The following is a 26239-nucleotide window of genomic DNA, read 5'->3' as shown; positions in this document are numbered from 1 at the left end:
GCTCGCTCAGCCAGCGGGGCACCTCCGCCCGCAGAACTCCCGATCCCTCGCGGTTGCCGACCAGGCGGTTCCCGTCGCTCCCGGTTTTTCCTTCCGCCCGGCGCCGGCGTCCCCCGCGCTGGATCACCGTCGCGCGCCGGGGCTGGATAAAAGCACGGCGGGACGCTTCGCCAAGGGGATGATGGAAATCGATGCGACCATCGATCTCCATGGTTTGACCCAACCGGTGGCCCATGCCGCCCTGTCGCGTTTCGTCAGTGGTTCAGCGGACCTGGGACGGCGTTGTCTTCTGGTGATCACCGGCAAGGGCAACCGCGAGGGATCGGGAGTTCTGCGGGCGGAGGTGCCCCGCTGGCTGAGCGAGCCCTCCCTGCGCGCCCAGATTCTGGCCTTCACGCCCGCCCAGCCGAAACATGGTGGCGGCGGTGCGCTCTATGTCCTGCTGAAACGACGCCGATGACGCCGTTCGGACGAAAAATCCGCGAGCTGCGCCGGCTTCGCGGCGTGACCTTGAAACAAATGGCCGCCGATCTGCATCTCTCGGCGGCCTATCTGTCGGCTCTCGAACATGGCCGGCGGGGCAAGCCCAGCCCCGGCCTCGTCATGCAGATTCTGGGCTGTCTGAACGTCATCTGGGACGAGGCCGAGGAATTGAAGGCGCTGGCCGAGATTTCCCATCCCAGGATTACCATCGACACCGCCGGGCTGTCCCCGGAAGCCACAGAACTGGCCAATCTTCTGCGGGAGCGCATCGGGGATCTGTCCGATGAGCGGCTGCGGGAGCTGTTGGCGCTGGTGGAAAAATAACGCCAGTTCCGGTCTCGATAAGGATGACTGATCGAGACCGGGTATAAATCGTGGCGGCCCGGGAGTTCCTTACAGAATGAACTTCGACAGGTCGGCGTTCTTGGCCAGGCTGCCGACGTTTTCCTGAACCATAGCGGCATTGATGGTCACCGTGGTGCCGGCCCTGTCGGTGGCGGTGAAGCTGATGTCTTCCAGCAGCCGCTCCATCACCGTGTGCAGGCGCCGGGCGCCGATGTTCTCCACGCCCTTGTTGATTTCGGCGGCAAGATCGGCCAGGGCGGTGATGGCGTCCGGCGTGAAGTCCAGGGTCACCTCCTCGGTGGCCAGCAGGGCCTTGTACTGGGTGATCAGGCTGGCTTCCGGTTCGGTCAGGATGCGCACCAGATCGTCGCGGGACAGGGCCTGCAGTTCGACGCGGATGGGCAGGCGGCCCTGCAGTTCCGGCAGCAGATCGGAAGGCTTGGCCAGATGGAAGGCGCCCGAGGCGATGAACAGGATATGGTCGGTTTTCACCGGTCCGTGCTTGGTGGTCACCGTGGTCCCTTCGATCAGCGGCAGAAGATCGCGCTGCACGCCTTCCCGGCTGACGTCGCCGCCCTTCCATTCGCCGGACCGGGCGCAGATCTTGTCGATCTCGTCCAGGAAGACGATGCCGTTGTTCTCCACGGCCTCAATGGCTTCCTTGACCACCTTCTCCTGGTCGAGCAGCTTGTCGCTCTCTTCGGCGACCAGGACCTCGTAGGATTCGACGACCTGCATCTTGCGCGGCTTGGTGCGCCCGCCGAACGCCTTGCCGAAAATGTCGCCCAGGTTGACCATGCCCATCTGGGCGCCGGGCATGCCGGGAATTTCGAAGGTGGGCATGCCGCCCGAATTATCGGCGACCTGAATTTCGATCTCGCGATCGTTCAGCGCCCCTTCGCGCAGCATCTTGCGGAATTTCTGGCGGGTTTCGGGACTGGCGCTGTCGCCGACCAGGGCGTCGAGCACCCGTTCCTCGGCGGCCAGTTCGGCCCGCGCCGTGACCTGCTTCCTCAGACGTTCGCGGGTCATGACGATGGCCGTCTCGATCAGATCGCGGATGATCTGTTCGACATCGCGTCCGACATAACCGACCTCGGTGAACTTGGTGGCCTCGACCTTCAGGAAAGGCGCCTGGGCGAGCCGGGCCAGACGGCGGGCGATCTCGGTCTTGCCGACGCCGGTCGGGCCGATCATCAGGATGTTCTTGGGCAGAACCTCGTCGCGCAGGCCTTCGGACAATTGCTGGCGGCGCCAGCGGTTGCGCAAGGCGATGGCGACGGCACGCTTGGCGTCATGCTGGCCGACGATGAAGCGATCCAGCTCGGAGACGATTTCGCGGGGGGAGAAGGCGGCGCTCATAGGCTTTCCACAGTCACGTTTTCATTGGTGTAGACACAGATGCCGGCGGCGATCTTCATCGCCTTGCGGGCGATCGCCTCGGCCTCCAGGCCGTCGACGTCGATCAGGGCGCGGGCCGCCGACAGCGCGTAATTGCCGCCGGAACCGATACCGATCAAACCGTCCTCCGGTTCCAGCACATCGCCCGTGCCGGTCAGCACCAGCGAAGCCGACTTGTCGGCCACCGCCATCATGGCTTCAAGACGGCGCAGGTACCGGTCGGTGCGCCAATCCTTGGCCAGCTCGACGCAAGCCCGGATCAACTGTCCGGGATGCTTTTCAAGCTTCGCCTCCAGCCGTTCGAACAGGGTGAAGGCGTCCGCCGTGGCGCCGGCGAAACCGCCGATCACCGAACCGTCACCCAGCCTGCGGACCTTGCGTGCATTGGATTTGATCACCGTGTCGCCAAGGGAGACCTGGCCGTCGCCGGCGATCACCACCTTGCCATTTTTGCGCACCGCCAGGATGGTGGTGCCGTGCCAAAGTTCATTGGTTGTCATGAGGCCTCAACAAAAGCGAAGACGGGTTCCTAGATAATGCGAATTCGGGTCGGCGGTAGGGGGCGGATGATAGTCCGGCGACGGGGGCCTGGCAAACGGGCTTCCCGAGGGTCCACGGCAAACCTATGATCATTGCGAAGGAATTCTTAAAACGATGTCAGACTCCATGGAAACCCTCTTGCTCACCTACATCCTGGCGAAGGACGGCAACCGCCCGCATCTGCTTCGGCGGGCCTTCGCCGAGGATGCGCGGCTGGAAATGGTCGTGAACACCGGCGCCATAAGTTTTCCGCCGATCGTCCGGTCGCGGGAAGACATCGCCGATGTTCTGGTTCGGCAATTCGGCGCGAAGTACGAGAATATTTACACTTTCTGCCTGGACCGTCCGGAACCGGACGATCGGTCCGATCGTTTTTCGTGCCGCTGGGCGGTCGGCATGACGGAAAAGGCGACCGGTGTCGTCCGGGTAGGGTACGGCGACTACGAATGGCGGTTTTCCCATCCGGCGCCGCGCCTTGTCGAGTATCTGCGCATCACCATCGAAACCATGGTGGTCCTGCCGGATTCCGACGGCGACCGGATATCGGATTGGCTTTCCGGGCTTCCCTATCCCTGGTGCGCTGCGGCGACATTCGTCAAAACGGCCCCCGGGATTGCCGCGTTGCGACCGGTGATGGACGGGCTTAAGGGGTGACGCGCACCCCTGGCATCTTGGTTAACGACTGGCACAATGGCGCGGATCCTGCTAGTACGGGAACCGAGCAGGAGGAGTCTGCCATGCGGCAAGCCAGCATCGAGAGAAACACCACCGAGACCCGTATCCGTGTCGCCGTCGACCTCGACGGGACCGGCCGCTATACCGTCAAGACCGGCGTCGGGTTCCTCGACCATATGCTGGAGCAGCTCTCCCGTCACAGCCTGATCGATCTCGACGTCACGGCCGACGGCGATCTGCACATCGACGCCCATCACACGACGGAAGACAGCGCCATCGCCATCGGCCAGGCGATCAATCAGGCGCTGGGCGAGCGCAAGGGCATCAATCGCTACGGATCGGCTCTCATCCCGATGGACGAGACGCTTTCGCGCGTCGCCATCGACCTGTCCAACCGCCCCTATCTGGTGTGGAAGGTCGACTTCTCCCGCGACAAGCTGGGAACCATGGACACCGAGCTGTTCAAGGAATGGTTCTACGCCTTCGCCCAGGCGGCCGGCGCCACCTTGCACGTGGAGACGCTTTACGGCGAGAACAACCATCACATCGTCGAATCCTGTTTCAAGGCCCTGGCCCGCGCGTTGCGGGAAGCCATCACCATCGACGGGCGCAAGGCCGATGCAGTTCCCTCGACCAAGGGCACCCTGGGCGGAAGTCTTTAAGAGATGTCGCTCGTCGCATTGATCGATTACGGGTCGGGCAATCTCCGTTCGGCGGCGAAGGCCTTCGAGCGGGCGGCCCGCGAAGCCGGCCTCGCCGATACCATTCTGGTGACCGACGATCCTCGGCAGGTGCGCCGGGCCGATCGTGTCGTGCTGCCGGGCGTCGGCGCCTTTGCCGATTGCAAACGCGGACTCGACGCCCTTCCCGGGATGGTCGAAGCCCTGACTGAAACGGTGACGACCAGGGGCCGGCCCTTTCTCGGCATCTGCGTCGGCATGCAGTTGATGGCCGAATGGGGGCTGGAGCATGGCAAGCATGCCGGACTGGGATGGATCGGGGGTCAGGTGGTGGCGGTCGAACCGTCCGATGCCGCCCTGAAGGTTCCGCACATGGGATGGAACGAGCTGCAGATTCCGCCTGCGCCGCATGCCTTGTTGGCCGGTCTGGCGCCGGGAAGTCACGCCTACTTCGTGCACAGCTATCATTTCGACGCGGCAAAGCCCGCCGAGGTGCTGGCGACCGTCGATTACGGCGGTCCGCTTACCGCGGTCATCGGCCGCGATAATCTGGTGGGAACCCAGTTCCACCCTGAAAAGAGCCAGGCCACCGGTCTGGCGGTCATCACCAATTTTCTGACGTGGCGTCCATGATTCTCTATCCGGCCATCGATCTCAAGGACGGCGCCTGCGTGCGCCTGGTGAAAGGCGAGATGAACGCCGCCACCGTCTTCAATACCGATCCGGCCGCCCAGGCCCGGAATTTCGCGGCCGCCGGCTGCGCCTGGATCCATGTCGTCGACCTGAACGGCGCTTTCGCCGGCCGGCCGGTGAACGGCGCGGCGGTCGAATCGATCGTCAAGGCGGTGCCGGTGCCGGTGCAGTTGGGCGGCGGTATCCGCGACATGGAAACCATCGCCCTCTGGCTGGAGAAGGGCGTCCGCCGGGTCATCCTGGGCACCGTCGCATTGCGCAACCCGCCCCTGGTGAGACAAGCCTGCGCCCGCTTTCCGGGACAGGTGGCGGTCGGCATCGACGCCCGGGACGGTTATGTGGCGGTGGAGGGCTGGGCCGAGAAATCGGAAGTCACCGCCCTGGACCTGGCGCTCAAATTCGAAGACGCCGGTGTCGCCGCCATCATCTATACCGACATCGAGCGCGACGGATTGCTGGCCGGTCCCAATGTCGAGGCGACGGCCGCTCTCGCCGAAAAGCTGACCACGCCGGTGATCGCCTCGGGCGGCGTCGCGTCTCTGGATGATCTCAGGGCGCTGAAGGCGCGGGCCGCCTCGGGTATCGCCGGCGTCATTTCCGGCCGGGCCCTTTATGACGGCCGCATCGATCTGGCCGCCGCCCTCGCTGTGCTGAAGGACTGAGCGACATGCTGAAGATGCGCATCATCCCCTGTCTCGACGTCAAGGACGGGCGCGTCGTCAAGGGTGTGAACTTCGTCGATCTGATCGATGCCGGCGACCCGGTCGAGCAGGCGCGGATCTATGATCGGGCCGGTGCCGACGAGCTGACCTTCCTCGATATCACCGCCTCCTCCGACAACCGCGACACGCTCTATGACGTGGTGGCCCGTACCGCCGAGCAATGCTTCATGCCGCTGACCGTCGGCGGCGGCGTGCGCAAGCTGGAAGACATCCGGAAATTGCTGCTGGCCGGGGCCGACAAGGTTTCGATCAATACGGCGGCGGTGCATCGTCCCGAATTCGTGCGCGAGGCGGCGGAAAAATTCGGCAGCCAATGCGTGGTCGTGGCCATCGACGCCAAGCAGGTGGCCCCCGGCCGTTTCGAGATCTTCACCCATGGCGGCCGCCGGGAAACCGGGCTCGACGCGGTGGACTGGGCCAGGCACATGGTCGAGCTGGGCGCCGGGGAAATCCTGCTGACCTCGATGGATCGCGACGGTACCCGGCAGGGCTTCAACATCCCCCTGACCCGCGCCGTGGCCGATGCCGTCCGGGTTCCGGTGATCGCCTCGGGCGGCGTGGGCACGCTCGATCATCTGGCCGAAGGCATCCGTGACGGTCACGCCACCGCCGTGCTCGCCGCCTCGATCTTTCATTTCGGCGAGTTCTCCATCGGTCAGGCGAAAGCGCATCTGCGGGCGGCGGGCATCCCCGTGCGCCTGTCGTGAAATAGCAAAGAGGGTCTTTTCCCGTGTCGAAGGACAGCACCATCGTCGATCAGCTCTACCAGACCATCGCCGCCCGCAAGGGGGCCGATCCGACGCAATCCTATACCGCCAAGCTGTTTTCCAGGGGCCGCGGCAAGATCGCCCAGAAGGTCGGCGAGGAATCGGTCGAAACCCTGGTGGCGGCGTTGAGCGAAACGCCCGAACGGGTGGTCAGCGAAAGCGCCGATCTTCTCTATCACCTGCTGGTCCTGTGGGCCGACTGCGGCGTGCGGCCGGCCGACGTCTGGGCGGAACTGGAGCGGCGCCAGGGAACGTCCGGCATCGCCGAGAAGAACGCCCGCAAGGAATAAGGGGAACGATCATGGCCTATGATCCGAATAATGTGTTCGCCAGGATCCTGCGGGGCGAGATCCCCTGCAAAAAGGTCTACGAGGACGATTTCGCCCTGGCTTTTCATGACATCGCCCCCCAGGCGCCGGTCCATGTCCTGGTGATTCCCAAAGGGGCTTACGTTTCGTGGGACGACTTTTCGAAGACGGCCCCCGATGCCGAGATCGGCGGCTTCATCCGGGCCGTCGGCGCGGTGGCCCGGCAGTTGGGATTGGACGAACCGGGATATCGCCTGCTGGCCAACACCGGCCGCGACGGAGGACAGGAGGTTCCCCACTTCCATATTCATCTGTTCGGCGGCCGTGTTCTCGGCAGAATGGTGGCGGCCGACTGATCCGCCGCGCCGGCTTTCAGAGTTTTTCCTCGGTCATGATGCGAAAAACCCTGAAAGAAATTTCACCGGATAGTTTTTAGACCCTCGCCATTCGTTTGCGCTTTGGGCACAGTGTCGGCTCGCTTCTTTCAATCGGGTCATGACACCATCCCTGCTCAGATTGTTACCGCCGCGCGGCCATCGCCTGCGGTTGGAACTGACCGTATTGATGGCTTTGCTCGCCGTGCTGGTGACCCTGGGGGTCTGGAGGCAGAGTAAGGAATCGGCCGTCGAGAAGGCCCATGCCCTGTTCGACATGAAGACCGAGGAGCTGGCGCATGCCCTGGTTTTGCGCGTCGGCGATTATGAACAGGTGCTGCGCGGGGCCCGTGGACTGTTCGCCGCCAGTGATGCGGTAACCGCGCGGGAATGGCATGCCTATGTCCAGGAATTGAACATCGGGCAGCTTTATACCGGGTTGCAGAGTTTCGTCGTGCTGCGGGTGGTGGCGGCAAGGGACATGGACCGGTTCCTCGCCGAGCGCCGCAAGGATCCCGGTGCTCCCAAGCTTTCGCTGAAGACCGATCGGTCGGCGGAACATTACGTCGTCTTGAGCTTCATCGAACCGCCGATGCCAGCGGACAGGCCGATCACCGGCTGGGACTTCGGCATCAACCCGACCCGTGCCAGCGCTTTGGCGCAAGCCAGGGACAGCGGGCTGCCGACGGCGACCGCCCCGATGGAATTGTTCAATCTGTCCGGCGACACCTCCCGCAATTTCGCGATCTATATTCCGATCTATCGGCCGGCCGAGCCGTTGCGGACGGCCGATGAACGGCGCCGCGCCCTGTGGGCCTATGTCGGCAGCGCCATCAGGACCGATAGCATGATCGAGGGGGTGGTGTCGGGTCTGCAACCGGATATGGCCGTCGATTCGATGGAACGAATGGCGTTTTCCATCACCGATGTGACCGACCCGGCGCTGCCCCTGCCGCTTTACGATAGGGGTTTCACCCAGGCGGAACGGGCGGCCGATGCGTTCTCCAAGACGCTTACCATCGATGTCCTGGGACGGAAATGGAAACTCGAAGCCCTGTCCCTGCCCTCGCCGGTGACCCGCCGGGCCACCGATATACCGGGCATCTGGACGCGCGCGGTGGCCTTGTTCGGCGTTCTGCTGACGGGTCTCACCCATGCCTTGGGCGTCATCCTGGAAAACCGGGCGGATCTGCGCCGGGCCTACGCCCAGTTGGCCGAGCGCGAGGCGGAACTCGACCTGCTGGCGCACAGCGATCCCCTGACCGGCATGGCCAATCGCCGCCATTTCTTTCTTGTCGGCGCCAATGATTGGTCGCGGGCCAAGCGCCACGGGCGGGCGCTTTCCATATTGATGATCGACGTCGACCACTTCAAGGCGATCAACGACACCCACGGCCATGGCGTCGGCGACGAAACCTTGAAGGCCCTGACCGGAACCTGCCGTGCCGTTTTGCGAGACTGCGATCTGATGGCCCGCATGGGCGGCGAGGAGTTCGCCGTGCTTCTGTCGGAAATCGATCTTGCCGCCGCCCGGATCGTGGGAGACCGTCTTCGCCAGGCGGTTGCCGAAATGAGGGTGCCGACGATGGGCGACGTTCCCCTGTCCTTGACCGTCAGTGTCGGCGCGGCCAGCCTGTGTTCGGACGATCAGTCGCTGGACGACGTGGTGTGCCGCGCCGATCGCGCTCTTTACGCGGCGAAGGCCGCCGGACGCAACCAGGTGGTGATCTCCGAGGAGGAGGATCTGCCGCTATTCGCCACGGCTGAGCTGCCTGGAAAGGGCGGTTGATCGGTCAGGGAAACAGCCGTCTCGCCGCCTTGACGCAGGTTTCGAAGGCGGTGAGGTCGGTGTAATCCTCGCCTGCCGCCGCCTGATGCAGGAACAGGTCGCCTTCGCCCAGCGCGCCATGCAGCATCAGATTATCGAACATGTCGAACTCCTCGATGGCCAGGCCGTTCCCGTCGGCCAGTTGACCGTCGGCGCGCCGATGCGCTCCCCGCGGGTCGGCGGCGGAAAGGCGGTCGGTGAAATTTCGCGCGCAGTTGGAATAGGCCAGGGCCGGTTTGCCGAGCGCGGTCATGAAGCCAAGTTCGAAAGTCGTCCCGACATCGGCGCTGGGTCCGCGAAAGGGCGTCAGATTGGCGATGATCAGATCGCACCGGCGCATCATCGCGACGTCCGCCTGGTAAATCGCCCGCCCTTGCGCGCGAGGCGACAGTCCGCCCAGGTCGATCTCGCCATCCAACGGGAAGACGCCGACCATTCCATGGGCGCCGCACAAGGCTCGCTTGGCTTCGCCCAGCCTTCGGGCGTCGGGTAGAAACACCTCGGGGCCTGCCAGATAGATGCGCGCTGTCATGGGGCTGTTTCCAACGATGGGGTCGATTCCGCCATTCTCCGCATCGGCCGGACCTATTTCAAGGGGCGCTCCGACATCCCAGACTCCAATCCAGCTCCGGTCCGCCGGAAAGACAGGGCTTCGGCGATATGGATCCGGCCGATGGCCGGGCTGTCCGCCAGATCGGCCAAGGTCCGTCCGACCTTGAGGACCCGGTGATAGCCGCGCGCCGACAGATGCATTCGTTCGGCCGCATCCATCAGCAGGCGCCGCGCCGCCTCGTCGATCGGCGTGCAGCTTTCGAGGAGGGCACCGTCCGCCTCGGCGTTGGTCCGGATGATCCGATCCGGCGCCGCGGCGGCGAAACGGGCCGCCTGCAGGACGCGGGCGCGGGCCACCCTGGCCGCCACGGCGGCACTGGCCTCTCGCGGCGGCGGCAGCGACAGGTCGGCGGGATTGAGGGCCGGCACCGTGACGTGAAGATCGATGCGGTCGAACAGCGGGCCGGAAATCCGGGCCTGATAGTCTGCCCCGCATTTCGGCGCCCGGGCGCAGCCCATCCGCGCATCGCCCAGATAGCCGCATTTGCAGGGGTTCATCGCGGCGACCAATTGCACGCGGGCGGGATAGGAAACGTGGGCGTTGGCCCGGGCCACGGTGATCCGGCCGCTTTCCAGCGGCTGGCGCAGGGCTTCCAGGGCGCCGCGCTGGAATTCGGGCAACTCATCCAGGAAAAGCACCCCGAGATGGGCGAGGGAAATCTCTCCCGGCCGGGCGCGTTGTCCGCCGCCGACCAGGGCGGCCACCGATGCCGAGTGATGGGGTTCCCTGAACGGCCGATGCCGCAGCAGGCGACCCTCGGCCAATTGCCCGGCCAGACTGTGGATCGTGCTGATTTCCAGCGCCTCGGCCGGTTCCAAGGGCGGAAGCAACCCCGGCAGACGGGCCGCCAGCATCGACTTTCCGGATCCCGGCGGGCCGATCATCAGCAGGTTGTGGCCGCCGGCGGCCGCCACTTCGAGGGCGCGTTTGGCGGTTTCCTGCCCCTTGACCTCGATGAGGTCGGGCGGGGGGCCGCCCTCGGCGGCAAGCAGCGGAACGGGACGGGCGAGGATCTGATGGCCCTTGAAATGATTGATCAGTCCCAGCAGTCCGGCGGGCGCCAGAATTTCCGTACCGCTCCACGCCGCTTCCGGGCCCTGCGCCGCCGGGCAGATCAGGCCGCGGTCGCTGGCCGCCGCCGCCACGGCGGCGGCCAGGACGCCGGAGACCGGCGCCAGTTGCCCGTCCAATCCCAGTTCGCCCAGGGCCATGTAGCGGCACAATTCCTCGATCGGCAGGATATCCATGGCCAGCAGCAGGGCCAGCGCGATGGGCAGATCGTAATGACTGCCCTCCTTCTGCAGGTCGGCCGGCGCCAGATTGAGGGTGATGCGCTTGGGCGGCAGGGCCAACCCCAAGGCCTGCAAGGCGGCGCGGACCCGCTCCCGGCTTTCGGCCACCGCCTTGTCGGGCAGACCGACGACGGTGAGCGCCGGCAGACCGTTGCTCAATTGGCACTGCACGTCGACGGGAAGGACCTCGATGCCCTGGAAGGCGACGGTACTGATGTGGGCGGTCATCGGCCGAATTGTATCCGAAATGGAAATGATCGGAGACTATAACGCGGAGGCGAAGCGACAGCCAGTAGGTTTAAGCGTTGGGTATCGTCACCCTGGAGGAAACTCTGCATCGCCCGTTGGCTCCGCGAAAACGCGGCCCCAAACCCCGCGACGGCGGCGGGATGCCGTCAGGCGGGCCAGGATAATTAAATAAGCTGTCACCGTAATTCCGTAACTCAGCCGGCGGCACAAGCGATTGCGTCCTTCTCGATCAGCCGTAATAGGCTTCGAGGTCTTTCAGCAGCATGAACAGGTGCAGTGGATTGGTCGGGGAAGCTTCGAACCCTCGCTTCCGGTAAAACTCGGCGGCGAGGGAATCGATGGCATGGACCATGAGACAGCGGACGGGCAGGCCGTCCGGACTGCGGGCAATCGTGACGGCGCGTTTCATCGCCGCATCAAGACAGACCAACCCCAAACTCTGGCCTTGAACCGAGCGGGTAACCGCAAGGCGGGCGAGTAGCAGCGCCGGTATCGGATACGCCGGCATACCGTTGGCGACGCGTAAAGGGGCATCGGCGCGGGCAAACGTGGCGAGAGATAGTGTGTAATAGGCCAGCGGCGAGCGCTGGTCATCAACTGCCACCCACGTCCGTCCCAGGCCGTGGGCCGGGGCGGACAGGGCGTGATCGCGTAGATATGTATCCAGAGAATCGCGCCCGCAGTCGAAGGCGCTGACGTCGTGCTGACGTCCGAGCACCTCAAACCTGACGGCGATCTTTGGAGATGTCATTCGTTAACGATCCATTTGCCCATCTTTACCCTTTCGCGTAAAGCGGCCACCTCCGGTTTCTCCTGAACCGGGCGATCCAAAAGGGCCAGGAAGCGGTCATAGTTTTCGGCGTCAAGAACAAAATATGTCCGTTCCGTCAGCGCCATCTCGGCTTCCCGCACGGCGGCGGACAGCACGAATGCAGTGACGTCGAGGCCGCGCGCCGACGCGGCCTGTTCGATAAGGGCCTTTTGGTCTGGGGCAACCCGCATGTTGAGGCGGCTCTCGGGTCCGGTCTGGGCCATGTGTCGGTCGACTCCTGTCATGTGATCGATCTTTCCTGGCAATATAGTGGGATCCCATTGGGATAACAAGGCCGTCGTCATCCCAATGGGATAACAGTTCGGGCCGGCAGGCCACTGCTCAATTGACACCGCACGTCAACGGGAGGGGCATCGATTCCATGAAAGACAACAGTAGAGATGTGGACGATCACGGCCGTCATGTCTCCAATATGGAAACGTGACGGCGACTATAGACCGAGGACCGAACGACCGCCAGAGGACAGTGGTCTTGTTGGGAGGGTGCGGCGGTCGAGAAAGGACGCTTGCATTCCCGCCGCCGCCCCAGCGCCTAAACCGTCCGCACCTCGCCCAGGAAGCGGGCCAGGCCGCCGGTAAGGCTTTCGGCGCGCTGCCCCAGGGTGTCCATGTGGGCCACCAGGTCCTGCGAGGCCTGTTCGGTACGGCTCATGACATCGGCGGCATGGGCCACCGCCTCGGACACCTCGCGGGTATTCTCCGCCGCGCCCTGCACGCTGCGGGCGATTTCCTTGGTGGTCTGTCCCTGCTGCTGCACCGCCGCGCTGACCGCCGAGGCGAACTCGTCGATTTGGCCGATGGTGGCGCCGACGTTGCGGATGCTGTGCACCGAGTCGCCGGTCATCTTCTGGATGGCGCCGATCTGGCCGGAGATCTCGTCGGTGGCCTTGGCGGTCTGGGTGGCCAAAGCCTTGACCTCGCCGGCCACCACGGCGAAGCCCTTTCCGGCGTCGCCGGCGCGAGCCGCCTCGATGGTGGCGTTGAGCGCCAGCAGATTGGTCTGGCCGGCGATGTCGGTGATCAGGCGCAGGATATCGCCGATGCGCGATGTCGCTTCCTCCAGGCCGGCGATGCGCCGGCTGGCGTCATCGACCTCGGCGACGGCGCGGGACGCCACCTCGGACACCCGCGACACCTGGCTGGTGATTTCGCTGATCGACGCCGCCATCTCCTCGGCGGCGGCGGCCACCGTTTCCACCCCGGACGAGGCCTGCGAGGCCGAGGTGGCCGCCGCCGACACCCGGCTCTTGACATCGGCGGCCATGTCCTCGGTCGAGCGGGCCTGGGCCACGGCCTGGCGAGCCGAATCGCTCATGCCGGCGATCAGGTCCCGGCTTTCGCCGTAGAAGCCGGAACAGACCTTTTCGATTTCGACGGTATGCCGCTCGCGGTCGCGCTGGTTGGCGGCGTTTTCCTCGGCCAGCGCGGCGGCTTGCCGGGCATTGGCGCATAGGGTGGCGATTTCGCCCGCCAGCTTGCTCATTTCGCCGCTGAATTCCTGGGACGGCACGTCGGCATCGCGATCGCCCGAGGACAGCCGGACGATCACCCGGGTCAGGATGGCCAAGGGCGTCAGCACCCGCCGCTCGAACAGAACGGACAGGACCGCGCAGATGCCGATGGTCAGCAGCACCAGACCCAGCGACCACGCCAGGTGCCCCGCCGCCGCCGCCTGATTGGCGTCGGTGCGTTTCAGCAGTTCGGCGATGGCGGCGTCACGCGGCAAGGTCGTGGCCGGCAGCAAGACTTCGAGCTGCGTCTTGCGGAAGGCCGTGAAATCCTCGGGATAGGCCGCCTCGCCGGTGACGCCCAGCATGACGGGTCCATAGAGCGATACCGCGTTGCGGAAATAGTCGGCCTCGGTCTTCTGCAGCGCCGTCGCCAGCAGATCGGAAGAACCGACTTCCTCGGCCAGGAACCTGATCTGCCGCCAGTTCTCGTCGATGCGGCCGGTCAGACCGGTCAATTGGCCTTGAGTCTCTCGCGGGGCCGTCTTGCGGCCGGCATACAGCGCCGACAGGATCACCCCGCGCTGACCGGCCCAAACCCGCATGTCGATGGAGGCACGGGCCAGGATGAGCAGCTGACTGCCCTTGCCGTCCACCTCGGAAATCTGTCGGTGCAGCAGATCCAGATTCTGCGTCAGGCCGTCAATGAGCTTGCTGGTCGTCGGGACCAAACCGCCCGTCAGCGCCGGGTCGCGATCCGCCTTGGCGCGCTGGGCCTGCGTGGTTACGCTCGCGCGCAGCTCATCCATCTTGGCGGCGGTCTGACGCGCCGTCTCCAGCACCTGACGCCCCGGCTCGCTGTCGATGGTCTCCAACGCCGCAACAGCCTGCCGGGTCTGCTCGCGGGTGTCCGATGAACGGTAGTCAAGGCGACCCTTCGCCGCGCTGTCGGCCTGGGCGTCGGTAACCAATAGGGCATTCATCTCGCCCCGCTCCGAGGCGATGCGCTCGGCCACTCGGGCGACGGCGCCATAGGCGTCGGCGTAGCGGTGGGCCAAACCCGCGTTCCGGTAATCGTTCACCGCGCCGACCACGACCACGCTGGCCGAGACCAGTCCCACCGCCGCCGCGGCCGCCATGGCCGAAAGGAAAAAAGTCCTAATCCGCATCGCTTATCCCCCGTCACTTTCGACCCGGAAACCCTGGAAGAAATACCGCGTAGCGGTGAACTCCCGCGGTTTCAGAGAAAAACCGGCATCGGTCGGAGGGCTCCCGGCGCGCAATATCGTAAGGCCGACATTTCCCGGATAGGCAGCCTTTCCGCCCCTGATCAGTACCAGCGTAGTCCGATTCCGGCCCAACTGAAAGGCGGAGCGGTATCGTGACGGCCCCGCCGCAGCGAAATCGTCACTCCGACCGCCATGACGGACCCCACTGGTGGGATTCCAGTCCATTTTGCGATGGCGCGGGCAGGCTTTGCCTGGTGTCCGCCGTGGAGCGCCGGCAACGGGCTAGCGAGCCAATGCGAGCGTAGCCAGGGGTTTCGGAGAAACCCGCCCGGCGCTTGAGGGCAGCGGTGATCGGTTCCGATCACCGCAACATGGTCTAACAGGCTGCGTCTTCGGGTCGGGGCCATGCCGAGCCGACGGCTGGCCAATGGGGATCACTTGGCCTAAAACGATGGCCTTCATGGATGTCATGGAACTCCTGATGGAAAAGATAATGGACTTCGGCTGCTTCGCCGTGCGCTGCAGCTTGTCGGCGGTGCTGTCCTATGTGGTGGCGTTGCGTCTGGGGCTGCCCTATCCCGTCTGGGCCCCGATGTCGGCGCTGATCGTCTCGCAGGAGGATCTGAAGACCACCCGTCACGCGGTGACGGGCCGTATCGCGGGGACCGTTCTGGGGGTGGCCATCGCCCTGATCGTCGCGGAATTCGGCGACTTCATGGCGATCCCGGAATGGCTTCAGTTGAGCCTGGGTGTCGGCATCTGCGCGCTCTGCGCCAAGGGCCGTCCTGCCATGCGGGTCAGCCTGTGGACCTGTCCGTTGGTTTTGCTGACCCGGATCCCTTCATTGTCCACCGAAATGACCGGTCTGTTCCGTGGCAGCGAGGTGGTCATCGGCGCTGTCGTCGGTGGCTTGGCTCATCTTGGGGAAAATTGGCTGCGCAGGTTCGCGGCCTTGCTTCTCAGGCGCCGACCGGCCGTTCGGACCACGGATGACAACCGGTCATGGTGGCGGCACGACAGCGAGGAATAGGCCGCTTGGCCGGGGGAACCATGGGGACGCCGCCGGGCATCCCGGCGGCGTCGATCCGATCAGAACTCGCGACCGATCAGGGAATCCAGGGAATAGCGGCCTCCTCCGCGAACGACGAAGGACAGGGCCGCCACGGCCCAGAACAGAGGATATTCGAATCCGCCGCTGGTCCAGAAGAAGCCGGCGGCCAGATGGACCTGAATCACCGCGATGGCCATCATGCCGGTGACCAGCGCGGCGACCGGCCGGGTCAGCAGGCCGGCGGCCAGCAAAAGGCCGCCGAAGAATTCGATGATGCCGGCGACCAGGGCCAGCGAGGCGGGCAATCCCAGCTTGCTGACGAAGAATTGACCGGTGGCGGCGACGCCGTAACCGCCGAACCAGCCGAACAGCTTCTGTGCGCCATGGGGAACCAGCAAAAGTCCGGTGGCGATGCGCAGCATGGGCTCGGCGAACGGCTTCAAAGCCTCGGAAAGAGGAGCGAGAACGGGAATAAACGGCTTGGGGGAGGAAATGGACAGGCTGGACATCGGGGTACCTCATTCGAAAGCGTCATGGTTTAAGGGATCGGGTGATCCCCTGATCTGCCGCCGACTGTAGGATACATCGAAAAACACAACAATTGACTATATCAGAACAAGATTGTCGCCATATTTGAAACAATAACTTTTCATCCCGCGCCGCGCCGTTGCCACAATCTCCGTAGATCATTATATCCAACGAACCACATAGCCGGCGGAAGGGGGCCTCTTGCCAAGCTGCCGGGCAATCGACACTCAATTGGTTTAAAGGACAGGGATGGCCGCCCACGGCTCAAAACTGGTCATCTTCGCCGCCCTCGGCGGCAACGCCCTGATCGCCGTTACGAAGTTTGGAGCCGCCTGGTATACCGGCAGTGCCGCCATGCTGAGCGAGGCCATCCATTCCATGGTCGACACCGGCAATCAAATCCTGCTTTTGCACGGCATGCGTCAGGCCGCCAAACCTCCGACCCCGACCCACCCGTTCGGCCATGGGCTCCGGCTTTATTTCTGGGCCTTCGTCGTCGCCGTCCTGATCTTCGGTCTGGGCGCGGGTCTGTCGATCCTCGAGGGCCTGGAAAAGATCGAAACGCCCCACGCCGTCACCGACGCCTACGTCAACTACGTCGTCCTTGGCCTCGGCATCCTGTTCGAAAGCTCGGTCTGGCTGATCGCCTTCAAGGAATTCCGCAAGAGCAAGGGAAACCGCTCCCTGCTGGGAGCCGTCCATGGCAGCAAGGATCCGACGGTCTTCACCGTGCTGTTCGAAGACACCGCGGCGGTCCTCGGCCTGACCGTGGCCTTTCTCGGTATCGCTCTCGGACAGGCCCTCGATCTGCCGGTTCTCGACGGCGTCGCCTCGCTGATCATCGGCGCCATCCTGGCGGTCACCGCCGGTTTTCTGGCCTATGAATGCCAAAGCCTGCTGACCGGCGAGGGCGTCGATCCGATGGTGCGCGACAGCATCCGGCGAATCGCCCTGGCGGAAGCCGGCGTGGTCGGCGTCAATGAACTGCTGACCATGCATTTCGGTCCGCGCGATGTGCTCGTCACCTTGAGCCTGGATTTCGAGGATTCACTTCTGGCCGGCCGGGTCGAGACCATCGTCAGCGGCATGGAGGAGCGGATCAAGGCGGCCCATCCGGAGGTGACCCGCGTCTTCATCGAGGCGCAAAGCTTCGCCGCCCACCGCCGGGCCGTCCGTTCAGCGGCTGGCTGACCGCAAGGCGGTCCCATCCTTTCCCAGCCACCGGCGCACTTCCTCGAAAACCAGATCGGGCAGCAGCATCTGCATGCAGAGCGGCTCGCGGCAGGCCGTCTTGCGATGATTGTAGGCCGAGACGCAAGGACTGCAGGCCATCCCGGCGGTCAGGCACGCCCCCTCGCCAAGGGGGCCGTAAAGGGCCGGCGTTTCCGGGCCGAACAGCGAGATCACCGGCATGCCCGAGGTGGCGGCGAAGTGTCCCGGGCCGGAATCGTTGCTGATCATCAGCGTGGCGAGGGAATAAAGGGCCGGCAGTTCGGTCAGCTTCTGACGGCCGGCGAAATTGATCAGGCGGGGATCGTTCAGCCGGTTGCGCAGATGCTCGGCCTCGGCCTTTTCCTCCGGGGCGCCGGTGATCAGAACCAGGACGTCCTGCCAGGCGGCCAGGATGCGCGCGGTCAAGGCCGCGAAATGCTCCTGCGGCCAGCGCCGCTGCGGCAACAGCTCGCTGGCGTTCGGATTGATCAGGACGATGCGCTGTTTTTCCGGATCGAAATCCGGGCGGCATTCCCTGATCCGGGCCAGCATGGCGGTCCTGGCCGCGGCTGCGACGGGGAGATGGGGAATGACGATTTCAGCGTCGTCGATCACCGTCTTGGAAAAAGGCACCTGATCGGCCGGGCCTTGCAGCGCATTGATCAAGGCGACGAAATTCTTGGCGATATGGATGTGCGGATTGTAGGCCACCCGATGGCTCAGCAACTCGCCGCGATAAAGCCCTTCATTGTGGAACCGGTAGAATCCGACGCGTCGCGTCGCGCCGCAAAGCGCGGTCAGCAGCGCGGTGAAGCGCGAAAACAGCTCGAGATCGATCACCGTGTCGATGCGAAGACGGCGCGTCCATGCCAGAAAGCCCAGCGTATCGAGAGCCAGCGTGAGGAGCGAATCCTCGCGGATGGTGTAGACGTTGGCTTCCGGAATGGTCCTCAAGAAGCCCAGGCTTTCCGCATTGCGCCGAAAGATGACGAAATACAGCTCGGCGCCGAACGCCTGACGCGCCTTGCGCATGGCCGGATCGGCGAGGATCGTGCTTCCCATTTCGGAAAGCTCGATGAACAGAACGCGTTTCGGTGCCGTGGCATCGCTTCGCCGGGAGGGGAACAGACGCCTGGCCAGGGTCAGGAAGAAACACAGCGGCACGCCGGCCCAGCGGTCGATCCGCCGCATCGCATCGACATTCATCTAAAAAATTCGACTCCCGTTCGCCGGCGCGTCGCGGCGAGGATTGCAAATCGGCCGGCACCTTAGCACAGGACCGCGACACAGGCGCTAGGGCATTGAAGCATTCAGACGGCGCGAGCCGGCTTTTGATTAACCACCAAGGCACCAAGGCACCAAGGAGCCTTTGGGATCACCCGGCCGACAGCCGATGACAGGACGGGAAAATGCCTGTGGCACTCCGCCGCCTTGGTGGTTCACAATATCCAGCCGCCTTTCATGCCATTGGGGAACCTGAGGCAACGGGGAAACCTTAAGCCCTCCTCCCGTCAAAGGGGCGGGCCGTCATGAATGTCCACACGCCTTAAAGTTTGCTTTCGATGGCGTCCCACACCCGGGCTTCCAGCGCGACGCCGTCGAAGCGGTTGATCTCCTGAAGGCCTGTCGGCGAGGTGACGTTGATTTCGGTCAGGTAGTCGCCGATGACGTCGATGCCGACGAAAAGCAGGCCGCGTTCCTTCAGGGTCGGTCCGATAGCTTCGCAGATCTCCCGCTCGCGCCGCGTCAGGGCGCTTTTCTCCGGCCGGCCGCCGACATGCATGTTCGATCGCGATTCGCCTTCGGCCGGGACGCGGTTGACGGCGCCCGCGGCGACGCCGTCGATCAGAACGATGCGCTTGTCGCCTTGACGGACCTCGGGCAGGTAGCGCTGGACCATCACCGGCTCGCGATAGAGCTGGGTGAACATCTCAAGAAGGGAATTCAGATTGTCGTCGCCCGGCGTGATGTGGAAAACCCCGGCCCCGCCGTTGCCGAACAGGGGTTTGATGATGATGTTCTGATGTTCTTCCCGAAAACTTTGGATCTGCCGGGGGTCGGACGAGATCAGGGTGGTCGGCATCAGTTCGGGGAAATGGGTGACCAGCAATTTTTCCGGGGCGTTGCGCACATGGACGGGATCATTGACCACCAGCGTCTGGGGATGAATGTGCTCCAGCAGATGGGTCGCCGTGATATAGGCCATGTCGAAGGGCGGATCCTGGCGCATCAGCACGACGTCGGTCGAACCCAGATCGAGTTGCCCACCCTCGCCCAGGGTGAAGTGGTTGCCCTTTTCCCGGCGAACCTCCAACGGATGCGCCCAGGCGCTGACGCGTCCGTCCCGCAAGGTCAGGTGCTGAGGCAGGTAGTGATACAGACGATGGCCGCGCCGCTGGGCCTCCAGCGCCAGCACGAAGGTGCTGTCGGCGTCGATTTTGATCGATTCGATGGGATCCATCTGGATGGCGACCACCAGGCTCATGTCCGTCCTCACTGAAATTCATCGGCTGGACAAAAGATAGCGTGCCGTTCGCGGTTTGCGATCTTTAAATCTCACGTTAAAGCGGATGCGTTGGAAATCGGATATTAACAAAACCGTAAGGGGCACCAACTTATCATCACGAAACAATTTCTTTGCAATACGGTTGCCCATGCCGACGGACTCAGAACATTTTTCTCCGCCACCGGGCACGCCCGCCCCTGCGGATGATGCCGCGCAGCAGGAAGAGGCCCTGTTCAAGGTGCTGTTGCAGCGTGTCCAGTCGTCGGGTGACAAGCAACATTTACAGGAACGCTGCGAAGCGGCTCTGCGCTTGATCCTCAATCGGGATGAGGACCAGGCGGCGCGCGACGAATTGACCGCCAACATCGCCCGACTGGTCGCCGCCCTGCCGGATGACGTGGGCTCCGGTCCCGGCCGCCAGGCCCTCGCCAAGGCCGTTGAGGCCAGCCTCGGCCTGCTGAAGACGGCTGAGCAGAAACGCCTGACGCCGGCCCGCGTGTCAGCCCCGCCGGCCCAGGTCAAGCCGGTCCCCGCCACGGCCAGCGCGGCGGGGTATGAGCGCAAGGCCCCCGTTCAGGCCCACGGCGGATCCCATCCTCAAGCCCACGCCCATGCCACCCATTCCCATCCACCACCGAAGGAGACGCCCTGGTCCCTTTTCGGCATGATCGCGCTTTTGCTGGTCATTCTGGCGGTCGGACTCGTCATCGGGTTGCGCGAACGCGGCGATCCGCCGACGCGGCCCCTGGTCGCCCAGATGGAAGGGGCGACACGCGGCAACATCCCCGCCGCCAACATTTTTGGCGGCGCTCTGCGCGTGGCGGTGCAAGGGGGGAGGACCGTGGTGACGGTCGAGGGTATTCCTCCCGGCGAATGCGTTTCCTCCGGCTGGGATCTCGTCCGCAAGGGCCTGCTGACGGTGAACGGAGTGACGCCGCCCCGCGTTTCGGCGGCCAAGCTGAACGATCTCTGCCATGAAGAGGACGCGGCGACCCTGATCTGGTCACCGAAGGAAAAGTAAGGGGCCTGTTGATTCAATCCTCAACTCAGCCTTGCCTTCAGGTCCTGCAACAGCACGCTGGCGCGATGGCGTGCCGCCGAATTGGGGGCCCGGCCGACGAATTGCTCAAGAGCCGCGATGGCGGAGCGCAGATTGCCCTGCCGCAGATGCATCAGCCCGGCTTCCCGCCAAAGGGGAAGCTGATCCGGGGCGAACAACAGCATGGCCTCCACGACTTTTAGCGCCGGCCCCAGTTCGGCATGGCGCAGGTAGCGCATTTTTATCGCGGTCTGTAAGCGGATCAGGACATCACGATTGGATTGCGGCGCGTAATGGGCCGGTTCCAGTTCGGCGCCGAGGCCGGCTGAATTCTTCAACAGATCGCGCAGGTTGGCGGCGTCGCATTGCCGGCCTCCCCAAAAGGGATCGATGATCACCCGCTGACCACCCGCACCCGACAGGCGGAGCAGGAAATGACTGGGAAACGCCAGCGGTTCCACCTCCCAGCCCTGTCGGCGACCGAGATGCAGCCAGATCAGTCCCAGCGTATTGGCCGGTCCGCGCCGGCGGTCCAGCACCTGCATCAGATTGGCACTGTCCAGGCTATCCTCGTCCCGGTCGTCGCCCTGCAGGCCGAACCGTCCGATGAGCACGGACGCCATGACGGCGCTTCGTTCCACGGCGCCTTCCACCCCTTGCGCCATCTGGCCGATGGTTTCTTCCATTTCCGCCAGAAGGGCCCGGTAATAGTTTGGGTCACGGGCGGGATGGTCGAGGCTGGCCAAGGCGAGAGCGGCCTCGGCCAGGTCGATGGCCAGATCGGGCAACTGGCCCAGGCTGGCCAGCCTGCGTTTGGCGTCGACGAGGGACAACGGCGCCATTTCGGAAGATCCCGTCAGGATTGGCGCTGCGGATCGTTCTTCAGGACGACATGGCTGACCACCCGCCGGACGTCGCTGATATCGCGGGCGGTGGCGATGACCCGGTCCAGTTCTTCCTGATTTTGGGCGATGCCCATCAGATAGACCACGCCATTGACCACATCGACCGTATAATTGATGTTCTTGATCTGACTATCGAACATCAAGCGGGTCCGCAGCTTGTTGGCAATCCAGACGTCGCCCGCGTAATCCATCATTCCGGACTTGTCTTCCACCTGGATTTCGTCGAGCACCTGGCGGACGCCTGCCGCCTGCCAGGCCAGACGCACCGCGTCGACCCTGGTCTCGGGCTTTTTCACCGAACCGGTCAGCATGACCCTGCCCTCGGTGACCGTCAGCGTGACGTCCCGATAAAGGTCGAAATCCTGACGGAACCAGAGATCGTTGATTTCGGCGCGGATCTTGGTGTCGTCGACGGCGCCTTCCAGGCCCCGTTCCTCGGCGGCTCCGACGCCGACGGTGGCGGCTCCGCCGAGAACCGCGGTCACGCAGCCGCTGGTCATGGCGGCGAGAAGCAGGGCCAGACTGATCTTGGACAGGCGATTCACGGCAGGCTGTCTCCCATTGGATGATGACGTGGGCAAGAGTGTAGCGAGCTAAGCATCCTCTCGCCAAGCGTCGATCAGATGACATGGCCAGCGCCAGGGCGCCAGCAGAATGGCGTCGAAGCGGACCGCGTGTTCGGAGAATTCCGGATGGCGGCCGAGAAAGGCCGCCGCGGCCCGCGACAATCGTTGCCGCTGGTTGAGGGAAATCGCTCCGAAAGCCTGGGACCGCTGGCGGCGGATTTTGACCTCGACGAAGATGAGCAACCGGCCCCGGCGGGCGACGATGTCGATTTCTCCCGCGCCGGTGCCCCGTCCGGTGACGTGACCGTGGGCGACGATGGAATAGCCCTTCAGGCGCAGAAACCAAAGACAGAGCCGCTCGGCCCAATGACCCCGCCGGCGTGCCCTGCGTCCCCGCTCCCGCCGTGCCGAGGCTCCCCCCGGGGTCATTGCCCGCGCTCGCCCACCAGGGCGACGGCGCGGGCATAGACCTGGCGTTTCGGCAAACCGGTGGCGGCGGCGACGGCGGCGGCGGCGTCGCGGAGCGAGGCTCCGGCCAAGGCCTGGACCAGGGCGGCGTCGAGTTCGGCTTCTCCCGTCGGGGCGGCGGCGGGCGGCGGGCCGACGACGACGACGACCTCGCCTTTCGGCGGGCCTTCGGCGGCGTAATGGGCGGCCAGTTCGGCCAATCCGCCCCGGCGGACCTCCTCGTAGAGTTTGGTCAGTTCGCGGGCGACGGCGGCCTGCCGGGGGCCGAGAACCTCCGCCATGGCCGCCAGGCTGTCGCCCAGACGGCGGGGGGATTCGTAAAAAAGCAGGCTGGCCGGAACGGCGGCCACCTCGGCCAGGGCCTGACGCCGCGCCCCATCCTTCGTCGGCAGGAAGCCGGCGAACAGGAAACGGTCGCAGGGAAGTCCGGACAATTGAAGGGCGGTCAGCGCCGCCGACGGCCCCGGCAGGCTGGTTACCGGCAAGCCCTCCTCCAGGCAGGCCCGCACCAGCCGGTAGCCCGGATCGGAGACGAGGGGGGTGCCCGCGTCGGAGACCAGGGCCACCACCGCCCCCTCGCGCAGGCGGGCGACCAGCGCCGGGCGGGCGCGCTCGGCGTTGTGTTCATGATAGGGGCTGAGGGCCGCGCCGCCGATTCCCAGCAGCGACAGCAGCTTTCCGGTCACCCGCGTGTCCTCGCAGGCGATCAGGTCGGCGGCCTTCAGAACCTTCAACGCCCGCAAGGTGATGTCGTCGAGGTTGCCGATAGGTGTCGCCACAAGGTAAAGTCCCCCCGCCGGTTTACTTCCGGCCACCGCCTCGTTAGGCTGGTGACCCGCTGTCCCTTTGGATCGGGAGCCCGCGTTTGCGCTGTCCCGCATTGTCGATGCCTCGTTTTCGCTACACGTTTTTCAGTGTTCTGGTGCTCGCGCTTCTGACAAGCGGTTGCTCACATGTAGCACCCGCGCCGGAAGTCGCCAAGCCGCCGGCTCAATCCGCCGTCACGCCGCCGCCGCCGCCGCCGAAGATCGCGCAGCCCGCCGTGCCTCCGCCACCGGCCCCGCCGGCTCCGTCCAAGGCGCCGGTGCCGTCCAACCGGCCGGTCGTCGTCGCCCTGCTGGTGCCGCTCAGCGGTCCGTCCGCTCCGGTGGGCGCCGCCCTGTTCAACGCGGCGCAGCTGGCCCTGTTCGAGATGGCGGACAATTCCTTCAACCTGCTGCCCTTCGACAGCAAGGGCAGCGCCGAGGGTGCCGCCGCCGCCACGCAACTGGCCTTGGGCCAGCATGCCGATATCATCATCGGACCGCTGTTCTCGATCGAGGCCAAGGCCGCCGCTCCGCTGGCCCGCCAGGCCGGCGTTCCCATGGTGTCCTTCACCACCGATCTTTCCGTCGCCGGCAACGGCGTCTACGCCCTGGGCTTTCAGCCCGGTCAGCAGGCGCTGCGCGTCGCCGACTACGCGCGCAGCGCCAATCGGCCGCGTCTGGCGATCCTGGCGCCGTCCAACGATTACGGGCGCCTGGTCGTCGAGTATCTGTCGAACAACGCCTCCTCCGTCGGCGTCAGCATCAGCGGCCTGCAATATTACGATCCCAACGCCGCCGAAATCGGCCAGACCATCCGCCATCTGGTGAAGGGCGATCCCAAGCGTCCCGGAAACGACATCGGCTTCGACGCCCTGATCCTGCCGGACGAGGGGCAGCGTCTGCGCGCGGTCGCCGCGCAACTGCCGCAGCAGGGGATCGATCCGACGCAGGTCAAGCTGATCGGCACCATGCTGTGGGAAGACAGCCGCGCCGGTTCCGAGCCCGCCCTGGTCGGCGGTTGGTACGCCGGCCCGCCCGGGGCCAGCCACGCCGATTTCGACACTCGCTATGCCAAGGCCTTCGGCGGCAAGGCGCCTCGCATCGCCTCGCTCGCCTATGACGCCACCGCCCTGGCGGCCGTCCTCGCCCGGCGGACGCCCCGCGATTTTTCGACGGCCATGCTCAACAATCCCCTGGGCTTCGCCGGCGTCGACGGCATCTTCCGCTTGCGTCCCGATGGCACCGCGGAACGCGGATATGCCGTCCGCGAGGTGCAGGCGGACGGCCCCGACAAGGAAATCGCCCCCGCCCCCGCAGCCTTCCAGGCGAATTACTGAGAGCGAAGGGCTGGGTCTATCGATTGCGAGCCAAAAACGAAGCAATCTTTCAGTGGCTGGCAATGCACTGATGAAACTATAAAATTTGAGATGTGTGAATCCGGTAGCCCGCAAAGCGGGCGAGGGAGAAGACTATGAAACTCGCCCTTTTGCCCCTCTTACGCCCGCTTGACTGTTTTCACCTCAGACCAGCAGCGCGCCGATCACCGAATTCAGCACCAGGCGGCCCTTGTCGGTGGCTTGCAGATGGTCGCCATCCCAGCGCAGAAATCCCTCGCCACACATCGTCTCGAGACCGGAATGATTGAGCGCGCCGCGCAACGCCAGTCCGGTCTGCCGGGCGAAACGGCTGGCCGATAGGCCCTCCGTCAGGCGCAGGCCCATCATGACCAGTTCGGCCCGGCGCTCCTCGCCACTCAAGGCGATCCTGTCGCGCGTCCCATGTCCGTCCCGTTCAACCGCCGAGAGCCATGTTTCCGGCGCGCGGTGCTGGTTGAGGGCCGAAACCCGCCCCGAACGATCGGTCAACCGACCGTGGGCGCCTGGTCCGATTCCAAGGTAATCCGCGCCTCGCCAATACAGCAGATTATGCCGGCATTCGGCACCGGGGCGGGCATGGTTGGAAATCTCGTAGGCCGGCAATCCCGAGGCCGCGGTGAGTGTCGCGGTCAGTTCGAACATGTCCGCCGCCGCGTCCTCGTCGGGCAATTGGAAATCGCCGCGGGCATGGGCGGGATGGAAGGCGGTTCCCGGTTCGATGGTCAGTTGATAGAGCGACAGATGATCGGCGGCCAGGGTGATGGCCCGTTGCAGTTCCAGGGCCCACGCCGCCGGCGTCTGTCCGGGCCGGGCGTAGATCAAATCGAAGGAGATCCTGGGAAAGATGTCGCGGGCCAGGGCGACGGCCGCCGTCGCCTGCGCCACGTCGTGGCGGCGGCCCAGAAAGCGGAGGGAGGCGTCGTCCAGCGCTTGCAACCCCATGGACAACCGGTTGACCCCGGCGGCCCGGAAGGCATGGAACCGGTCGGCGTCGATGGTGCCGGGATTGGCCTCCAGGGTGATCTCGATATGGTCGTCCAGCGGCCAATGACCGGCGACGGCCTCCAGCAGAGCCGCGGTGGTGGCGGGCGCCATCAGGGAGGGCGTGCCGCCGCCGAAAAAGATGCTGCTTACCCGCCGCCCCGCCGTCTCGGGGGCGAAATGGGCGAGTTCGCGCAACAGGGCGCGGCGCCAGGACTCCTGGTCGATGGACGCCGCCACATGGCTGTTGAAATCGCAGTATGGACATTTCGACAGGCAGAACGGCCAATGGAAGTAGATGCCGAAAGTGTCATCCATGCCCG

General features: G+C 64.8%; 29 protein-coding genes. 14 read left to right on the top strand and 15 right to left on the bottom strand.

The features are described 5' to 3' along the window. Together CWS72_RS16745 and CWS72_RS16740 are read left to right on the top strand one after the other, a co-directional pair. Positions 1 to 460 (top strand): Smr/MutS family protein (locus CWS72_RS16745; protein ID WP_101251780.1); only part of this gene is annotated, 460 nt, incomplete at its 5' end. Next, a complete protein-coding gene (locus CWS72_RS16740) occupies positions 457 to 807 on the top strand; it encodes a helix-turn-helix domain-containing protein (protein WP_101251770.1) in 351 nt (116 codons plus the stop codon). The genes CWS72_RS16745 and CWS72_RS16740, both read left to right, overlap by 4 nt. A 69-nt stretch (positions 808 to 876) precedes the next feature. On the opposite strand, the gene hslU is transcribed toward CWS72_RS16740, so the two are convergent. Further along, on the bottom strand, positions 877 to 2190 hold the full coding sequence (gene hslU, locus CWS72_RS16735) for an ATP-dependent protease ATPase subunit HslU (RefSeq protein ID WP_101251769.1): 1314 nt from the start codon (positions 2188 to 2190) through the stop codon (positions 877 to 879). Continuing rightward, positions 2187 to 2729 (bottom strand): ATP-dependent protease subunit HslV, encoded by a 543-nt coding sequence (gene hslV, locus CWS72_RS16730; protein ID WP_101251768.1) that lies wholly within the window; start codon positions 2727 to 2729, stop codon positions 2187 to 2189. Before hslV ends, hslU begins: the two co-directional genes overlap by 4 nt. A gap of 154 nt (positions 2730 to 2883) precedes the next feature. Between hslV and CWS72_RS16725 the strand changes: the two genes are divergently transcribed. From CWS72_RS16725 to CWS72_RS16690, 8 genes are all read left to right on the top strand, one after another. After that, positions 2884 to 3423, top strand: a complete 540-nt coding sequence (locus CWS72_RS16725) for a hypothetical protein (RefSeq protein WP_199175733.1) — start codon at positions 2884 to 2886, stop codon at positions 3421 to 3423. Positions 3424 to 3506: 83 nt separating this feature from the next. Beyond that, positions 3507 to 4106, top strand: a complete 600-nt coding sequence (hisB, locus tag CWS72_RS16720; RefSeq protein WP_101251766.1) for an imidazoleglycerol-phosphate dehydratase HisB — start codon at positions 3507 to 3509, stop codon at positions 4104 to 4106. A gap of 3 nt (positions 4107 to 4109) precedes the next feature. Next, positions 4110 to 4757 (top strand): imidazole glycerol phosphate synthase subunit HisH, encoded by a 648-nt coding sequence (gene hisH / locus CWS72_RS16715; protein WP_101251765.1) that lies wholly within the window; start codon positions 4110 to 4112, stop codon positions 4755 to 4757. After that, positions 4754 to 5479 (top strand): 1-(5-phosphoribosyl)-5-[(5-phosphoribosylamino)methylideneamino]imidazole-4-carboxamide isomerase, encoded by a 726-nt coding sequence (gene hisA, locus CWS72_RS16710; protein ID WP_101251764.1) that lies wholly within the window; start codon positions 4754 to 4756, stop codon positions 5477 to 5479. The genes hisH and hisA overlap by 4 nt, the downstream gene beginning before the upstream one ends. Positions 5480 to 5484: 5 nt before the next feature. Then, complete coding sequence (gene hisF / locus CWS72_RS16705) at positions 5485 to 6246, top strand: imidazole glycerol phosphate synthase subunit HisF (RefSeq protein WP_101251763.1); 762 nt, start codon at positions 5485 to 5487, stop codon at positions 6244 to 6246. A 23-nt stretch (positions 6247 to 6269) separates the two neighbouring features. Next, complete coding sequence (locus tag CWS72_RS16700) at positions 6270 to 6596, top strand: phosphoribosyl-ATP diphosphatase (protein ID WP_101251762.1); 327 nt, start codon at positions 6270 to 6272, stop codon at positions 6594 to 6596. Between the two features lie 11 nt (positions 6597 to 6607). Then, positions 6608 to 6970: a histidine triad nucleotide-binding protein gene (locus tag CWS72_RS16695; RefSeq protein WP_101251761.1), complete on the top strand. Its 363-nt coding sequence runs from the start codon at positions 6608 to 6610 to the stop codon at positions 6968 to 6970. A gap of 139 nt (positions 6971 to 7109) precedes the next feature. After that, positions 7110 to 8777 (top strand): CHASE domain-containing protein, encoded by a 1668-nt coding sequence (locus tag CWS72_RS16690; RefSeq protein WP_101251760.1) that lies wholly within the window; start codon positions 7110 to 7112, stop codon positions 8775 to 8777. A gap of 4 nt (positions 8778 to 8781) precedes the next feature. On the opposite strand, the gene CWS72_RS16685 is transcribed toward CWS72_RS16690, so the two are convergent. The 5 genes from CWS72_RS16685 to CWS72_RS16665 all read right to left on the bottom strand — a co-directional run bounded on the left by CWS72_RS16685 (position 8782) and on the right by CWS72_RS16665 (position 14418). After that, positions 8782 to 9348: a nucleoside 2-deoxyribosyltransferase gene (locus CWS72_RS16685; protein ID WP_101251759.1), complete on the bottom strand. Its 567-nt coding sequence runs from the start codon at positions 9346 to 9348 to the stop codon at positions 8782 to 8784. A gap of 53 nt (positions 9349 to 9401) precedes the next feature. Continuing rightward, positions 9402 to 10949, bottom strand: coding sequence for a YifB family Mg chelatase-like AAA ATPase (locus tag CWS72_RS16680; RefSeq protein ID WP_101251758.1), 1548 nt, complete (start codon positions 10947 to 10949; stop codon positions 9402 to 9404). A gap of 250 nt (positions 10950 to 11199) precedes the next feature. Continuing rightward, positions 11200 to 11721, bottom strand: coding sequence for a GNAT family N-acetyltransferase (locus tag CWS72_RS16675; RefSeq protein WP_101251757.1), 522 nt, complete (start codon positions 11719 to 11721; stop codon positions 11200 to 11202). After that, entirely contained in the window at positions 11718 to 12086 is a 369-nt protein-coding gene (locus CWS72_RS16670; protein WP_101251756.1) for a type II toxin-antitoxin system TacA family antitoxin, read from the bottom strand. The genes CWS72_RS16675 and CWS72_RS16670 overlap by 4 nt, the downstream gene beginning before the upstream one ends. Before the next feature lie 247 nt (positions 12087 to 12333). Beyond that, on the bottom strand, positions 12334 to 14418 hold the full coding sequence (locus tag CWS72_RS16665) for a methyl-accepting chemotaxis protein (RefSeq protein WP_101251755.1): 2085 nt from the start codon (positions 14416 to 14418) through the stop codon (positions 12334 to 12336). A 541-nt stretch (positions 14419 to 14959) separates the two neighbouring features. Here CWS72_RS16665 and CWS72_RS16660 point away from each other — a divergent pair. Continuing rightward, complete coding sequence (locus CWS72_RS16660; protein WP_158240690.1) at positions 14960 to 15508, top strand: FUSC family protein; 549 nt, start codon at positions 14960 to 14962, stop codon at positions 15506 to 15508. Positions 15509 to 15567: 59 nt separating this feature from the next. Here CWS72_RS16660 and CWS72_RS16655 read toward each other — a convergent pair whose 3' ends face one another. Further along, the gene (locus tag CWS72_RS16655; protein ID WP_101251753.1) at positions 15568 to 16038 is read right to left on the bottom strand and encodes a DoxX family protein; all 471 of its coding nucleotides are present in this window, start codon (positions 16036 to 16038) and stop codon (positions 15568 to 15570) included. Between the two features lie 268 nt (positions 16039 to 16306). Here CWS72_RS16655 and CWS72_RS16650 point away from each other — a divergent pair, with 268 nt between their 5' ends. Beyond that, a complete protein-coding gene (locus CWS72_RS16650) occupies positions 16307 to 17248 on the top strand; it encodes a cation diffusion facilitator family transporter (protein WP_101251752.1) in 942 nt (313 codons plus the stop codon). Here the strand turns inward: CWS72_RS16650 and CWS72_RS16645 are convergent. Next, the gene (locus CWS72_RS16645; RefSeq protein WP_101251751.1) at positions 17234 to 18475 is read right to left on the bottom strand and encodes a glycosyltransferase family 9 protein; all 1242 of its coding nucleotides are present in this window, start codon (positions 18473 to 18475) and stop codon (positions 17234 to 17236) included. The genes CWS72_RS16650 and CWS72_RS16645 overlap by 15 nt on opposite strands. Before the next feature lie 340 nt (positions 18476 to 18815). Further along, entirely contained in the window at positions 18816 to 19754 is a 939-nt protein-coding gene (gene gshB / locus CWS72_RS16640; RefSeq protein ID WP_101251750.1) for a glutathione synthase, read from the bottom strand. Positions 19755 to 19923: 169 nt separating this feature from the next. On the opposite strand from gshB, the gene CWS72_RS16635 reads away from it, so the two are divergent. After that, complete coding sequence (locus CWS72_RS16635) at positions 19924 to 20796, top strand: hypothetical protein (RefSeq protein WP_101251749.1); 873 nt, start codon at positions 19924 to 19926, stop codon at positions 20794 to 20796. Positions 20797 to 20816: 20 nt separating this feature from the next. On the opposite strand, the gene CWS72_RS16630 is transcribed toward CWS72_RS16635, so the two are convergent. Genes CWS72_RS16630 through rsmI form a run of 4 tightly spaced genes read right to left on the bottom strand, consistent with a single transcriptional unit; the run spans position 20817 to position 23532 of the window. Beyond that, positions 20817 to 21656, bottom strand: a complete 840-nt coding sequence (locus CWS72_RS16630) for a SirB1 family protein (protein WP_241911764.1) — start codon at positions 21654 to 21656, stop codon at positions 20817 to 20819. Between the two features lie 14 nt (positions 21657 to 21670). Beyond that, entirely contained in the window at positions 21671 to 22264 is a 594-nt protein-coding gene (locus CWS72_RS16625) for a BON domain-containing protein (protein ID WP_241911763.1), read from the bottom strand. A 48-nt stretch (positions 22265 to 22312) separates the two neighbouring features. Then, positions 22313 to 22714 carry a YraN family protein gene (locus CWS72_RS16620; RefSeq protein ID WP_101251748.1) on the bottom strand — a complete coding sequence of 134 codons (402 nt, stop codon included), beginning with the start codon at positions 22712 to 22714 and terminating at the stop codon, positions 22313 to 22315. Beyond that, on the bottom strand, positions 22711 to 23532 hold the full coding sequence (gene rsmI / locus CWS72_RS16615; RefSeq protein WP_338056198.1) for a 16S rRNA (cytidine(1402)-2'-O)-methyltransferase: 822 nt from the start codon (positions 23530 to 23532) through the stop codon (positions 22711 to 22713). The genes CWS72_RS16620 and rsmI overlap by 4 nt, the downstream gene beginning before the upstream one ends. Positions 23533 to 23639: 107 nt before the next feature. On the opposite strand from rsmI, the gene CWS72_RS16610 reads away from it, so the two are divergent. Beyond that, positions 23640 to 24896 (top strand): penicillin-binding protein activator, encoded by a 1257-nt coding sequence (locus CWS72_RS16610; protein ID WP_101251777.1) that lies wholly within the window; start codon positions 23640 to 23642, stop codon positions 24894 to 24896. A gap of 183 nt (positions 24897 to 25079) precedes the next feature. Here the strand turns inward: CWS72_RS16610 and hemW are convergent, their stop codons facing one another. Further along, a complete protein-coding gene (hemW, locus tag CWS72_RS16605; protein WP_101251746.1) occupies positions 25080 to 26234 on the bottom strand; it encodes a radical SAM family heme chaperone HemW in 1155 nt (384 codons plus the stop codon). Positions 26235 to 26239 lie beyond the last annotated feature (5 nt).

It is taken from the genome of Telmatospirillum siberiense, from assembly GCF_002845745.1.
Lineage (GTDB): Bacteria > Pseudomonadota > Alphaproteobacteria > Rhodospirillales > Magnetospirillaceae > Telmatospirillum > Telmatospirillum siberiense.
The sequence above is the reverse complement of the archived record's forward strand: the minus strand, read 5'-3'. Positions and strand labels throughout refer to the sequence as shown.

Excerpts from the sequence above, each read along its gene's own strand:
- CWS72_RS16690 (WP_101251760.1), top strand. The coding sequence starts at position 7,110 with ATGACACCATCCCTGCTCAGATTGTTACCGCCGCGCGGCCATCGCCTG.
- CWS72_RS16740 (WP_101251770.1), top strand. The coding sequence starts at position 457 with ATGACGCCGTTCGGACGAAAAATCCGCGAGCTGCGCCGGCTTCGCGGC.
- CWS72_RS16655 (WP_101251753.1), bottom strand. The coding sequence starts at position 16,038 with ATGTCCAGCCTGTCCATTTCCTCCCCCAAGCCGTTTATTCCCGTTCTC.
- CWS72_RS16725 (WP_199175733.1), top strand. The coding sequence starts at position 2,884 with ATGTCAGACTCCATGGAAACCCTCTTGCTCACCTACATCCTGGCGAAG.
- hisB (WP_101251766.1), top strand. The coding sequence starts at position 3,507 with ATGCGGCAAGCCAGCATCGAGAGAAACACCACCGAGACCCGTATCCGT.
- CWS72_RS16630 (WP_241911764.1), bottom strand. The coding sequence starts at position 21,656 with ATGGCGCCGTTGTCCCTCGTCGACGCCAAACGCAGGCTGGCCAGCCTG.
- CWS72_RS16660 (WP_158240690.1), top strand. The coding sequence starts at position 14,960 with ATGGAAAAGATAATGGACTTCGGCTGCTTCGCCGTGCGCTGCAGCTTG.
- hisF (WP_101251763.1), top strand. The coding sequence starts at position 5,485 with ATGCTGAAGATGCGCATCATCCCCTGTCTCGACGTCAAGGACGGGCGC.
- CWS72_RS16635 (WP_101251749.1), top strand. The coding sequence starts at position 19,924 with ATGCCGACGGACTCAGAACATTTTTCTCCGCCACCGGGCACGCCCGCC.
- CWS72_RS16610 (WP_101251777.1), top strand. The coding sequence starts at position 23,640 with ATGCCTCGTTTTCGCTACACGTTTTTCAGTGTTCTGGTGCTCGCGCTT.
- CWS72_RS16620 (WP_101251748.1), bottom strand. The coding sequence starts at position 22,714 with ATGACCCCGGGGGGAGCCTCGGCACGGCGGGAGCGGGGACGCAGGGCA.
- gshB (WP_101251750.1), bottom strand. The coding sequence starts at position 19,754 with ATGAGCCTGGTGGTCGCCATCCAGATGGATCCCATCGAATCGATCAAA.
- CWS72_RS16670 (WP_101251756.1), bottom strand. The coding sequence starts at position 12,086 with ATGACGACGGCCTTGTTATCCCAATGGGATCCCACTATATTGCCAGGA.
- CWS72_RS16675 (WP_101251757.1), bottom strand. The coding sequence starts at position 11,721 with ATGACATCTCCAAAGATCGCCGTCAGGTTTGAGGTGCTCGGACGTCAG.
- hisH (WP_101251765.1), top strand. The coding sequence starts at position 4,110 with ATGTCGCTCGTCGCATTGATCGATTACGGGTCGGGCAATCTCCGTTCG.
- hisA (WP_101251764.1), top strand. The coding sequence starts at position 4,754 with ATGATTCTCTATCCGGCCATCGATCTCAAGGACGGCGCCTGCGTGCGC.
- CWS72_RS16650 (WP_101251752.1), top strand. The coding sequence starts at position 16,307 with ATGGCCGCCCACGGCTCAAAACTGGTCATCTTCGCCGCCCTCGGCGGC.
- CWS72_RS16695 (WP_101251761.1), top strand. The coding sequence starts at position 6,608 with ATGGCCTATGATCCGAATAATGTGTTCGCCAGGATCCTGCGGGGCGAG.
- CWS72_RS16680 (WP_101251758.1), bottom strand. The coding sequence starts at position 10,949 with ATGACCGCCCACATCAGTACCGTCGCCTTCCAGGGCATCGAGGTCCTT.
- CWS72_RS16685 (WP_101251759.1), bottom strand. The coding sequence starts at position 9,348 with ATGACAGCGCGCATCTATCTGGCAGGCCCCGAGGTGTTTCTACCCGAC.
- hemW (WP_101251746.1), bottom strand. The coding sequence starts at position 26,234 with ATGGATGACACTTTCGGCATCTACTTCCATTGGCCGTTCTGCCTGTCG.
- hslU (WP_101251769.1), bottom strand. The coding sequence starts at position 2,190 with ATGAGCGCCGCCTTCTCCCCCCGCGAAATCGTCTCCGAGCTGGATCGC.
- CWS72_RS16645 (WP_101251751.1), bottom strand. The coding sequence starts at position 18,475 with ATGAATGTCGATGCGATGCGGCGGATCGACCGCTGGGCCGGCGTGCCG.
- hslV (WP_101251768.1), bottom strand. The coding sequence starts at position 2,729 with ATGACAACCAATGAACTTTGGCACGGCACCACCATCCTGGCGGTGCGC.
- CWS72_RS16665 (WP_101251755.1), bottom strand. The coding sequence starts at position 14,418 with ATGCGGATTAGGACTTTTTTCCTTTCGGCCATGGCGGCCGCGGCGGCG.